This is a genomic window from Westiellopsis prolifica IICB1 (assembly GCF_004323185.1).
Classification (GTDB): domain Bacteria; phylum Cyanobacteriota; class Cyanobacteriia; order Cyanobacteriales; family Nostocaceae; genus Pelatocladus; species Pelatocladus prolificus_A.
In genome coordinates, this window is record NZ_NAPS01000011.1 from 13,798 (window position 1) to 27,183 (window position 13,386).

Here is a 13,386-nt window from a genome sequence, read left to right on the forward strand (position 1 = left end):
AGCAAACAGGTTAACTAAAGGAATTTAGAATGCCACGCATTTTTGACAATATAAATGAACGTTTGCTAGACGCACTTAACAAGACGCTCAAAGTCTCGAATCGTTCTGATTTTTGTGTGGGCTATTTTAACCTTAGAGGGTGGCAACAAATTGACACGCTAATTGAACATTATGCAGGTCATGAAGGGGCTTGCTGTCGGCTTTTGGTTGGAATGCAAAAGCTTCCTAAAGATGAACTGTACAAAACCTTAGCTTTGGGAGCATCTAAAAAACCAATTGACCAAGGGGAAGTAACTCGATTGAGAAAAAGGGTTGCTCAAGAATTCCGTCAGCAACTTATGATGGGGATACCAAGCAATGCTGATGAGAAAGGGTTACAAAGACTAAAACAGCAGCTGATATCAAAAAAGCTGATAGTAAAACTTTACCTACGTCATCTCCTTCATGCCAAACTCTACATTATTCCTCAAAATCACTATAATCTTCCGGCAGTTGGATTTTTAGGCAGTAGTAATTTAACTTTCTCAGGTCTTTCTGGACAGGGAGAACTGAATATTGATGTTACAGACCATGATGCTACTAAAAAGCTGCAAGATTGGTTTGATGAGCGTTGGGAAGACAAGTTTTGCTTAGATATTTCTCAAGAATTGTCTGAAATTATTGATGAAAGCTGGGCAAGGGAGCAGTTAATACCGCCATATTACATCTATTTGAAAATGGCTTACCATTTGTCTCAAGAGGCGCGAGACGGTTTAAGTCAATATCAAGTTCCATCTGATTTTAAACTGCTTAAATTTCAAGAAGCGGCAGTACGCATTGCTGCTCACCGTGTAAACAAGCGTGGTGGTGTAATGGTGGGTGATGTAGTTGGTTTAGGAAAAACCTTAGTCAGTACTGCGATCGCTAAAATCTGCGAAGAAGATTTTGGAGTCAGCACCTTAATCATCTGCCCAAAAAACTTAGTCTCTATGTGGCAGAACTATGTTGAGCAATATGGACTAAGGGGCAAAGTCATGTCCATTAGTCGAGTTAGCAAGGAACTAGCAAATGTTCCGGCACGTTTTCGGTTGGTGCTAATTGATGAAAGTCATAACTTGCGAAATCGTACAGGACAAAGGTATGCAGATATTAAAGAATATATAGAACAAAGTGGAAGTCGCTGCATTTTGCTGACTGCTACTCCCTACAATAAAACATATTTAGACCTGTCATCACAATTACGCTTGTTTGTTCCTGAAAGCAAGGATATAGGTATTAAGCCTGAAGCTTTAATTCGAGAACTTGGTAATGAAAATGAGTTCAAGTGTCAGTATTCACAAACACCAGTTCGCTCTTTAGCTGCTTTTGAAAAAAGTAGAAACCCGGAAGACTGGCAGCAACTAATGAGTCTCTTTATGGTACGCCGGACTCGTAGTTTTATCAAAGATAATTATTCTAAAACTGACTTGCAAACAGGTCGTAAATATCTAGAGTTCCCTGATGGAACTCGTTCTTATTTCCCTACTCGCATCCCCAAGACAGCTAACTTTGCTATTGGTGGTATAGCATCAGACCCTTATGCACGACTTTACTCAGATGATGTAGTAGACGTTATTAATTCCCTCAATCTACCTCGATATGGACTAGGTAACTATGCGATCGCTAAACCTAAGCTGCCACTCACCCCAGAAGAACAGCGCATATTAGATGGGCTATCACGGGCTGGAAGGCGATTGATGGGTTTTTGTCAGACTAATTTATTCAAGCGATTAGAAAGCAGTGGTGTTGCTTTTATCCAATCATTAGAGCGTCATATTTTACGCAATTATGTTTATCTTCATGCTATTGAGCAAGGTGAAGATATACCCATTGGTACACAGGATGCAGATTTATTAGACACTAGCAATAGTGATGAAGATGCTGATTCAGTTGCTGTCTTGAATGCAGATTTAGAATCCCAAGATGATGATAGTCAGGATGATCCTGAATTAACAGCATTAACATCTATAGAGCAAAAAGAAACTGATTATAAACAAAAGGCAGCATCAGTATATCAACTATATAAAATTCATTATCGCAAGCGTTTTAAGTGGTTGCGCCCTAATTTATTTAGAAAAGATTTAAAACGTGACCTGATTGCTGATGCTCAAGCTTTAATTGGTGTACTAAACCAATGTGGAAATTGGGACTCTACCAAAGACAAGAAATTAGGAGCTTTATTGCAGTTAATACAAAAGGAATATCCCAACGAAAAAATATTAATTTTTACCCAGTTCGCTGATACTGCTCGTTATTTAGAACAAGCATTAGGAAATAGAAACATTCCCCAAGTGGCAACGGCAACAGGTAGTTCTGCTGACCCTACTGCTATTGCTTGGTGTTTTAGCCCTAAAAGTAATGGTAAAGCCATTCCACCAGAAAAAGAGTTAAGGGTTTTAATTGCCACTGATGTACTGAGTGAAGGACAAAACCTGCAAGATTGTCGCATTATTTTGAACTATGACCTCCCTTGGGCAATCATCCGGCTTATTCAAAGGGCTGGACGGGTTGACAGAATTGGTCAGCAGGCAGAAGAAATTCTTTGCTACTCATTTTTACCAGCAGATGGAGTAGAGCAATTAATCAACCTACGTGGAAGGTTACGCCAACGCTTGCAAGAAAATGCAGACGTAGTAGGAACAGATGAAGCGTTCTTTGAGGATAGTGCAGACCAGGCAATTGTAGACCTTTACCATGAAAAGTCGGGAATTTTGGATGAAGAAGATGATGGTGAAGTTGATCTGACTTCTGAAGCTCTACAAATCTGGCAAAACGCTGTTGATGCTGACCCATCACTGAAAAAGACAATTGAGCAAATGCCCAATGTGGTTTATTCCACTCGCCACCATCAGCCCGATGAAAATAACCCAGAGGGTGTACTAATGTATCTGCGAACAGCAGACGGGACAGATGCTCTATCCTGGGTAGATAAGGATGGTAAGAGTGTTACCCAATCCCAAATGCGGATTCTCAAAATAGCAAGGTGTAACAGGGATACTCCCGCCATTGAACGATATCTACAACATCATGATTTGGTAAATAAGGGTTCTAATCTGATTATTGAGCAACAAAAAAGTAGCGGCGGTCAGTTAGGGAGTCCCAGAAGCGCCCGTGCTAGAACTTATGAACGACTTAGCCACCATATACAAAAAGTAGAAAAAGAAACCCCACTGTTGGCATTAACACAGGATTGGCCAACGTTGTTGAAAGCTGTTGAAGAAATTTATCGCTATCCATTGCGTGAAACAGCCATGACTAAACTCAACCGTCAGTTAAAAAGTGGGATAACTGACGAACAGCTTGCGGCTATGGTTGTATCTCTGCGAGACGATGACACGCTTTGTGTCATTAACCCAGAAGATGAGCTACGGGAAGCTCAAATCATTTGTTCATTAGGGCTATTCCAGGGGGTATAAACTATGAAAATCAACCAAAAGCAAGTGCGGAACTATCTCAAAAATTTTGATTTCCTTTCTCTATTTATTGAAGAACTTGGTTGGAATAATGCTGATATTGCCCCCATATTTCTAGCAGTCAATAACAATGACTATAACTTAGAAGCGATCGCGCAAAAGTGTGGCATGGTTGTTTACCACTGCCAGGGTAATGCAAATATACCTGACCATGCGACCCGCCGCAAAATAGACAAGGAGATTACCAAATATACTCGTGAACATTTAATTATCTACACTGACTCAGCACAGCAAGAGCAAGTGTGGCAGTGGGTACGCAGAGAAAAAAATAAACCATTAGCTAGTCGTGAGCAACGCTTTCACATTAATCAATCTGGTGATTTACTCCTACAAAAGCTAGAAACCTTGGCATTTTCTCTAGAAGAAGAGGAATCATTAACGTTACCAGAAGTCACAGGACGCGCTCGGAGAGCTTTTGATGTAGATAGAGTAACTAAAAAGTTCTACGAAGATTTCAAAAAGCAACACGCTGATTTTATCGAATTTATTGATGGTATTAATTCAGCATCAGATAAAGAATGGTATACATCATTAATGCTCAATCGCTTGATGTTCATATACTTCATGCAGAAAAAGAAGTTTTTGGATGGCAATCCTGATTATCTCTGTGATAGGTTGAGAAAATGTCAAGAAGAACATGGTAGAGATTCGTTCCATACGTTTTATCGCTACTTTCTTCTCAGATTGTGCCATGAAGGTTTAGGTAAACCAGAACGTACACCTGAACTTGAGAAACTGCTAGGTAAAGTACCCTATCTCAACGGTGGTTTGTTTGAAATCCACCCACTAGAAGTTATTAACCCTAATATCCACATTTTAGACAAAGCGTTTGAAAATATCTTCGACTTCTTTGACAGCTACGATTGGCATTTGGACGACCGCCCTCTACGCAGTCAAAAAGAAATTAATCCAGATGTGCTTGGTTACATCTTTGAGAAGTACACCAACCAAAAACAAATGGGTGCTTATTACACCAAAGAAGATATTACTGAATACATCAGCAAAAACTGTATTATTCCCTTCATTTTTGAAACAGTAGAGAGTCACATATGCAATTCCTATTCCAGCAAGACGGCATAGCTTGGAAACTCCTGCGTGAAGACCCCGACCGTTACATCTACGAACCAGTCCTCAAAGGTGTAAACCTCCAGCTACCAAAAGATATTGAGGCTGGCATTAATGATGTCTCCAAACGCAATGATTGGAACAAACCTGCTCAATCAGATTATGCACTACCTACAGAAACATGGCGTGAACACATAGCTCGTCGTCAAAAATGTTTAGAGCTACGGCAGAAGATAGCTGATGGGAAAATTAACTCAGCTAATGACTTAATCACTTACAACCTCAATATGCGCCAGTTGGCTCAGGATGTCATTGAAAACTGCTATGACCCAGAGCTTGTATGGGCATTTTATAAGGCTATTACAAAAATTACTTTACTTGACCCAACCTGTGGCTCAGGAGCATTTTTATTTGCTGCCCTTAATATTTTAGAACCATTGTATGAAGCTTGCCTTGAGCAAATGCAAATTTTCTTAGATGAGGGCTTTGTTCCTGCTAATAAAAATGCTGCTCAAACTCTAGAAAATTTTAAAGAAGTTCTTGCACAAATAAATTTACACGCCAACCGAAAATACTTCATTCTTAAAAGCATTATTATTAATAATCTGTATGGTGTAGACATCATGCAGGAAGCAACTGAAATATGTAAGTTGCGTTTGTACCTCAAACTCGCCTCTCAAATTGAAGCTGACTATAAAAAGCCCAATATAGGTATTGAACCATTACCAGACATTGATTTTAATATTCGTGCTGGAAATACTTTAGTTGGTTTTACTTCACTAGATGAAGTTAGAGAAGCTGTTAATAAAGAAAACTCTGGGCAGTTAAAGCTAGTATTTGATGACAGTATAGTTAAAAGCATTGAAGCAAAAGCCCAGAAAGTTGATAAAATATTTCAAGAATTTCGCAGATTACAAGTTTTTGCACAGATTGACGGTAGTGCTATTAATAGTAAAAAATCTGAACTGTATACCAATGTACACGAGTTAAGGGCAGGACTTGATAAATATTTGTCTAATGAGTATGAAATGGGACTATCTCAACAATCGGCGCGTTTTAAAAGATGGAAAGATAGTCATCAGCCCTTCCACTGGTTTATTGAATTTTATGGAATTATGAAACGGGGTGGATTTGATGTTATTATCGGAAACCCTCCATATCTTGAACAAAGGCAAATTAGCTATTCTCCTAATACTTTTAAATGCAGTAATACTAAAGCTGTACATGCCATGTGTATAGAGCGCAGTTTACAAGTTCTATCAACTAATGGAATGATGAGCATGATATTGCCTCTATCAATTGTGTCTACACAAAGAATGAGAGTTGTACAAGAACTTTTAGAAGATAAACGAAATGCTTGGTATGCGAATTATTCATGGCGACCTGCAAAACTCTTTGATACTGTAAATCGAGCATTAACAATTTTTACTGTTACATCTTCTTCAGAAGAAAAAACTTTCACGACAAACTATCAAAAATGGACTTCAGATAGCCGAGAAGGACTCATGTTTAAAATTAATTATATGGAGGTTCAGCACCAAAGACCCGCTTTTTGGATACCAAAGATAGGAGATGAAATTGAATCTTCAGTATTGAAAAAATGCCTTATTATAAAAACTTTATTAAAAGATTTCGCAGCAAATAGTAATTATCGCGTCTATTACAGAACTACAGGTGGACTGTACTGGAAAGTTTTTACTGATTTCGCACCTGTATTCAATGTTAATAATGTTCAGGGACATTCCACGCGAGAAACTTCGTTCACATTATTAAAGCCAGAGATAATAAGACCAGTAATTGCAGTTCTTAGCAGCAATACATTTTGGTGGTGGTACACAGTTACTTCAAATTGCCGTGATTTAAACCCTTATGATATTCAAAACTTCCCAATTCCAATTTCTACCTTATCTGATAAAAAACTTGTGTTTCTTGCTTCAAGATATATAACTGATTTAAAAAAAAATAGCACAATGCAAGTACGAAACCAACAACAAACAGGTATAACCGAAACTCAATCTTTCAAAATTCAGAAATCCAAACCCATTCTTGACGATATAGACCGTGTTCTTGCCCAACACTATGGTTTTACTGATGAAGAGCTAGATTTCATTATTAACTATGATATTAAATATCGCATGGGACGTGATAATGAGGATGAGGAATGATGAGTAATTACAATTCTCTAGTTTTAGGGCTTCAAAGAGATGTACTAGATTCATCAATATCTGTTCTTGATATTATGAGTAAAGCAAGTCTTGTGGCGAAAAAACTGAATGTAACACAGTTTCAAAACTGGATTTATTCTGCGTGAAAAGGCTATTTTCAGGAGAAGTCAATACCAAATTATCGAAGTGAAGTAGCAAACAAGTATGAGCGCTTGTATTATGCGATGCGTGAAATTAAGGATGTCAATTAGTTAATTACAGAGCGACATTTAAGTTGAGAAAAAATTGTATTTTCTAAAGGAAAATCACATGAATATAAACCTAAAACGTCCATTAGTATTTATTGATTTAGAAACAACAGGAACAGATATAGTCAAAGACCGCATTGTTCAAATCGCAATACTAAAGGTCTTCCCTGATGGTAGTGACGATATAAAAACCCTGACAATTAATCCGACTGTTTCTATCCCTCTTGCTGCATCTAAAGTTCATGGAATTTATGATAATGATGTTATCAACTCACCTACCTTTGCTCAAGTAGCTCAGAATTTGGCAACTTTTATTGGAGACAGCGACATTGCAGGATATAACTCTAATAAGTTTGATATTCCTTTGTTCATAGAAGAGCTTTCACGTTGTGGAATAGATTTTAAACTTGAAGGAAGAAGTATCGTTGACGTGCAGACTATCTTCTATAAAATGGAACCTCGTACTTTAAAAGCTGCTTACAAGTTCTACTGCGGTAAAGATTTAGTCGGCGCTCATGATGCAGAAAATGATATTCGCGCTACCTATGAAGTTCTAAAAGCACAGCTTCAGCATTATGAAAATGTACCGTATGAAAACAACGACGGCAGCATATCTTATCCAATACAAAATAACTTAGAGAGCCTAAGCAGTTTCACACCTATTAACTTACTCGATCCAACTAATAAAGTAGTCTATGATGACCAACAAAGGGAGATATTTAATTTTGGTAAGCATAAAGGCAAAACATTATTACAAGTTTTTTCAAAAGATGAACCTAGTTATTATGATTGGATGATGAACAAGGGTGATTTTTCTGTCTTTACTAAGAAAGCAATCAAGAAAGTGTGGGAATCGATTCATCAATAAAGGCAATATGCAGTGTGTAATTACCCCCACGTCAGCCCTTCGTCCAAGCCAAGCATCGGAATGTGCCGCCTTTTTTTCTTAGAGGAAGGAGAACAGGGGGATAGGGGGGATAGGAGGCGCGACGTTCAAAGAGGATGAGGAGCGGATCGCCCAGCCCACCAAATTCTTAGAGGAAACCCAGGCGATCGCACACGGTAATCAATATCACGCATTCAGTATTGTTCAGAGTATTTTTTATCCTGATATCAACTAATAGTGTATTGCTCGCAAAACATAAATTTCAGGAGCATCAAATGGTCAACAGCACAGATACCCAAGCAACTCAAACATCCAATCAAGGAGGAATACTAAAATTATTAGCCAGACTAGCAACAACAGGAATAATTAGTTTTGGGATTGGTGGAGCAGTAACTTTTGACCGTTATAACAACTATTGGAATCAAACAATATTTCGGGTTCAAACTGTTGATTTTAATATCTTATCTCATACTTTACCAACGAAACTTTCTTATGCAATCGTTAAAAATCAACCTGAAGAAGTACAGCGTACATTAGATAGTAATTATAACTTATTTGGTTTAATTGTTACAGATTATAGCGGACAAAAAATTATTGCTTATTCAGGTAAAAATTCTGGACGTTTCTTATCTTGGAAAGCAGCACTAAATCCACAACAATTACAAAATCATCCTTATGATGTCTTGCTAGATCCTCCACCTGTATTTCCACAATGGACTTATAGCCAACCTCAAGCTACTGAACGCAGTGCTACAAGTTTAACTAATCGAGGTCGTGTTATAGGTAGGGTTTACTATGTGAGGGGTGTAAGACCAACATTTCAAGAAGATATTGCAACATTATTAAGTAATCCTTTTTCTGGAAGTAGTAGGATTCAAACTTATACAACAAGTTTAGCCGCTTGTTTGGGTGGTACTTTCCTCGTCTGGAGTATTTTGGAGTTTATTCTTTATAAGAAACGGGTTGGTGAAGAAAAGGCACAACAGGAACTTGAATTAGCTCAAGCAAGACAAGAAAAGGCTCAACGTGAACGTGAGTTAGCTGAAGAAAGAGAAGAAAAAGCACAACGCGAAAGCGAGTTAGCTAAAGAAAGAGAGCAGGAATTAATAAACAATAACCAAATTTTACAACTTCAATTAGTCGATAGAATCAAAGAACTTCAGTCACTCCAACAACAAAGAGATGATGAGCGTCATAGATTTGAAGAAGAAGCTAATAATCTGCGTAGTTTAAATAATCGGCTAAAACATGAAATTATTCAACTCAGGGAATCAATTAAAAATTTATCAACCAATACTAACTCAGTAAAGCTACAAGAAGAATTACAACAGGCTAAAACACAATCGCAACAAAACTTAAAACAGAGGCAAGAATATGAACAGCGTATTGAAAAATTAACACATCAATTACAAATTATCCACAAGAAACAATTAAAAGTCAGTGAACAAAATGAACAAAAAGAAAATGAATTACAGGAACTACAACAACAAATAAATGAAATTGAAAATGCTCGCTTTTTCGTTGAATCTCAATTAAAAGAATTACAAATTAGGGAAGAATATTACCAAAAAAATCTCAATCAATTAGAACAGCAATTAAATGAACAAAACTTAAAGGAGCAAGCACTTCAAAATCAGCTAGAAAATCTACAAAATTCACTATCACAGTATCAAAAACGAGAGGATATATTAAAAGAGCGTGCTGAACAATCAAAAGCTGAATATGATGCCTTGAGTGAACAGATTAAAATTGCTCAAGAAGATATGGGTCAACATCCTTTAAATGATTTTGAACTCGCCATAAAAGAATCTTTAGAACAAAACTTTTCTAATAGCAGAATTGAAATACAGTTTGATGTTGGTAGTGGTAGACAAGGAAGCAAATTTACTGACTTTATTGTGGTAACAAACAATAGCTGCATTATTTTAGAAGCTAAATCTTATAAAGGAGTAATCAAACCTATTAATGATGCACGAAATACTGGATGGATTTGTCAACAGGCAGATAGAAAACTGCACATTTTCTCATGTTGGGGTAAAAATCCCTACCACCAATTAAAAATTTACTGTGATTCTTTGATGAAAAATAGAGGTTTAGGTATTCACAATAGATCACCAATATATGGTGTTGTTGTATTTCCGAAGGGTTCATATATTGATGAAAGTATTAAATCTAATATGGGTAAATTTTATAGAGTCACAACTCTAGATAATTTAATCACTGCTATTCAAGAATTAGATAATCAAGCGAACTCTCGAAATTAAAATAGATTAATTAAGAACTTTAAACATCACATATTTGGTATCTATAATGTTGAATTTTTGTAAAAATTATTATTTCATAAACTTTCTTGTATTTATTGGAATTTTGAGTTTATTCGGTTGTGCTTCTGGGGAACCAAAAAAAACCTCAAACCCCATAGTGCCCGCAACGTCTTCTAGTAATGAAATTGGAGAACAAAAATTAGAAGTGCCTACTCTAGTAATAGGGATTTTAAGCAAACCTATTTACTATGAAGACTTAACAAAATATTTACAAAATCAATTTGGTAATAAAGTGCAAATAGTCCTTGATGGTGATGAATCAATTTCTTATGAAGAAGCCAGAAAAAGAATGATAAATAAAGAATGGGATATTGCCTTTACTTTATCACCAATACTTTCTCTAGCTGCTAAAAATAACGATTATCATTTTGCAGCGATAATGTTTCCAAACAATCCTCCATATTATCAAGCTACATTATTCACAAAATCTACTAGTGCTATTCAATCTATCAATGATTTAAAATCTACAAATACTATTGCTATGGGAGATTTCAATTCCGCCTCTAGCTTTTATGTTGCTGCTTATGATTTATATGGCAAAAGTATTAGGGTAGATATGGGGCATCGAAGTAAAGATATTAAAGAATTAGTTAAAACTGGCAAAGCTGATGTAGGGGCAGCAGCGTATGAAGCAGTTGCAAGTGACCAAGATTTAAAAATTATTCACTTAAGTAAGCAAATTCCCGGGGGTAATGTTTATTTATCACCTAAACTTTCTGAATCTGACCGTCAAATTATTACAAAAGTGTTACTAAATGCACCGGATAATATTAAAAAGCAAGCTAATTATGGTGGTGGTCAAGAGCAAGATTATTCACAATTACTAAAAATTTCTCAAAGAACTGAGGAAATTTTAAAATGTGCCAATTTCCAACAAAATCCAGTCAATTTTTACTGTGGCGATAGTCCCCAAAATCAAAAAATTAATAATTTTATTAATAATCCATCAGAAATATTAGGGCGAATTAATGGTTGGACTCGCCAAAATAATGAGATTGAATCTTTTAAAATGTCAGGACAAGACAAGAAAATTTACCAGCTAATTATACCTCGAAAAATTCTTAACCAAGTTCCTGGCGCTTCTAGTCCAATTGCTTTACAAGGTAAAGAAGTCAAAGTCATCAATGTTGCACCCCAAAAAGCACAAGGGGGAATGTTTGCATTAAAAATTGCAGAGCCTAATCAATTAACTGTATTAGAAGATAAACCTAACCTTTCTACTCAGTCAAATTATCAAGTTAAACAAGTTGATGACGGCGACACAATAACTGTCACCGATACATCTAATCAACAAATTAGAGTGCGATTTGCTTGTATAGATACAGCAGAAGTACCTCATTCAGATGCAGAAAAAACTAGTAATGCTCCTGCTGATAAGAATCAGTTTTTATGGGGTAATAAAGCCAAAGAACGACTAGAATCTATCATCAAAGTTGGTGATCAGGTAAAACTAAATATCGTAGATACTGACCGCTATGGTCGCAAAGTTGCTGAGGTACGCTTGCCAGATGGTACTTTCATACAGCAGATATTGGTGAAAGAAGGGTTAGCGATGGTTTATCGTCAATACCTGAAAAACTGTGCTAGTGCTGGTATTGTGGAACAGGCTGAAGCTGAAGCCAAACAAAAACAGTTAAATATTTGGGGAGATTCACAATTTACTCCTCCTTGGCAATGGCGGCGTAGTAAAAAGTCTTGAAGCAGAAACTAAAAATACCTGAACCCATTTATCAGAATAGCGATCGCACTCATAACTGTAGCTAAATGTTCTCCAAAATTCCAAAATAAAAATGCCTAAATTATATTCTCAATTATTTACTCTTACTGCATTAGTCGCTCCAAGTATGCTACTTTCAGCAGCGTACCAAGATACCCAAGACACTATTACTAACCAACAATTAAATGAACAATCGGTATTGGCAGTTAGTTGGGTGCAGCAGTCTGGAGAATATAAAGCTTTAGCTTATCAAGCATTCAATATAGCTAAACTCACCTTTGATACAGCCAAAGCCAAAAAGATATCTCGTCCCGCCATCATTGTTGATATTGACGAGACAGTTCTTGATAATAGCCCTTATCAAGCAGGATTATTAGATAGTAATAACGGTTTTGAACTTACCATATGGAATCAATGGATTAAAGCAGAAAAAGCTAAGGCTGTACCGGGAGCAGTTGAATTTGTTAATTATGTAAATAAAAATGGGGCCAAGGTATTCTTTATTTCTAATCGAGATGTAAAGAGTGTTAAAACTTATAAAAATAATGATTTGGAAATAGCTACTATCAATAATTTAAAAGCAGTGGGATTTATGGGAGTTAATGAACAGACAGTATTATTAAAAGGAGAGTTTAGCAAAAAGATTGACGGCAAAGAGAATACTTCTAAGCAATGGCGAGTAGACGCTGTTAAAAATGGCAGTGCTGATGGAAAAAGATATACAGTAATCACTTTAATTGGTGATAACCTCAATGACTTTGACGAAACCATAGGCAAGAATAACCAACAACGTCGTGATCATGTAGACAATAACCGGAAAAATTACGGTATGTTTAATATCGCAAAAGGGATAGTTAAACCTGCTTACATTGCAATACCTAATCCTATGTATGGCAACTGGGAAACAGGAATGTATAACCCACAAGCATTTAAAAAGCAAAGTTCTTTTGATATGACCCCAGAAGAAAAAAATCGACAACGCAAAGAATCTTTAACTCGTTGGGTGCTAAAAGAATAAAATTTTCAAGTTAATTAGTGAAAATTTACCAGTTGTATAGAAGCCCCCACACCTCAGATGCCGAGTAAAACTATTTAGCGATCGCCCATCAGAATTTACCACTCGTTTAGAAACAGCATTAAACAAAGTAGTTTAATTGTATAGTTGCGATCGCCCCCAATCCCCCAACACCCCATCCCCCACAATCTCACCAGTAGTAGCCCAAGACTACGACACCAACAAGCGATCGCCAGTTGAGAGAGCGATCGCTCGTAGTATATAGTTTGTACAGTCACCTTGTTTAGTTTGTTGAAAGGTACGAGTAATACAAGTTTTGGAAATCGGGCGCTCGCACCAATTAGACCGGCAAATAATATTTCAGTGATTGCATAATAACCAGATGCGATCGCACACTTCTATTTATATAAAAACCCCAATTGCAACCTGCTCTTAACTCTTCAAGTAGAGTCAAGAATTAATTAAAAATGCAGTA

The 13,386-nt window shown here is 36.6% G+C and carries 9 protein-coding genes; 8 read left to right on the forward strand and 1 reads right to left on the reverse strand.

The genetic code is table 11. The features are described from left to right. Positions 1–29 precede the first annotated feature (29 nt). The 8 genes from B4U84_RS29680 (at position 30) to B4U84_RS29705 (ending at position 12,914) form a co-directional block, all read left to right on the forward strand. Complete coding sequence (locus tag B4U84_RS29680) at positions 30–3,434, forward strand: DEAD/DEAH box helicase family protein (RefSeq protein WP_131121513.1); 3,405 nt, start codon at positions 30–32, stop codon at positions 3,432–3,434. A 3-nt stretch (positions 3,435–3,437) separates the two neighbouring features. Then, the gene (locus B4U84_RS31365) at positions 3,438–4,571 is read left to right on the forward strand and encodes a type IIL restriction-modification enzyme MmeI (protein WP_207391038.1); all 1,134 of its coding nucleotides are present in this window, start codon (positions 3,438–3,440) and stop codon (positions 4,569–4,571) included. Then, positions 4,541–6,721: an Eco57I restriction-modification methylase domain-containing protein gene (locus B4U84_RS29685; RefSeq protein WP_207391037.1), complete on the forward strand. Its 2,181-nt coding sequence runs from the start codon at positions 4,541–4,543 to the stop codon at positions 6,719–6,721. Before B4U84_RS31365 ends, B4U84_RS29685 begins: the two co-directional genes overlap by 31 nt. Continuing rightward, entirely contained in the window at positions 6,721–6,867 is a 147-nt protein-coding gene (locus tag B4U84_RS32255; protein ID WP_510650826.1) for an AbiTii domain-containing protein, read from the forward strand. Before B4U84_RS29685 ends, B4U84_RS32255 begins: the two co-directional genes overlap by 1 nt. Positions 6,868–7,030: 163 nt before the next feature. Beyond that, the gene (locus tag B4U84_RS29690; RefSeq protein WP_131121512.1) at positions 7,031–7,837 is read left to right on the forward strand and encodes a 3'-5' exonuclease; all 807 of its coding nucleotides are present in this window, start codon (positions 7,031–7,033) and stop codon (positions 7,835–7,837) included. A gap of 218 nt (positions 7,838–8,055) precedes the next feature. Further along, positions 8,056–10,119: an NERD domain-containing protein gene (locus B4U84_RS29695; protein ID WP_131121511.1), complete on the forward strand. Its 2,064-nt coding sequence runs from the start codon at positions 8,056–8,058 to the stop codon at positions 10,117–10,119. 205 nt (positions 10,120–10,324) lie between these two features. Beyond that, positions 10,325–11,878 carry a thermonuclease family protein gene (locus tag B4U84_RS29700; RefSeq protein ID WP_242677761.1) on the forward strand — a complete coding sequence of 518 codons (1,554 nt, stop codon included), beginning with the start codon at positions 10,325–10,327 and terminating at the stop codon, positions 11,876–11,878. Positions 11,879–11,969: 91 nt separating this feature from the next. Further along, positions 11,970–12,914, forward strand: a complete 945-nt coding sequence (locus B4U84_RS29705) for an HAD family acid phosphatase (RefSeq protein ID WP_131121509.1) — start codon at positions 11,970–11,972, stop codon at positions 12,912–12,914. A 95-nt stretch (positions 12,915–13,009) separates the two neighbouring features. Here the strand turns inward: B4U84_RS29705 and B4U84_RS29710 are convergent, their stop codons facing one another. Further along, positions 13,010–13,189 carry a hypothetical protein gene (locus B4U84_RS29710; RefSeq protein ID WP_131121508.1) on the reverse strand — a complete coding sequence of 60 codons (180 nt, stop codon included), beginning with the start codon at positions 13,187–13,189 and terminating at the stop codon, positions 13,010–13,012. Between the last annotated feature and the right edge of the window lie 197 nt (positions 13,190–13,386).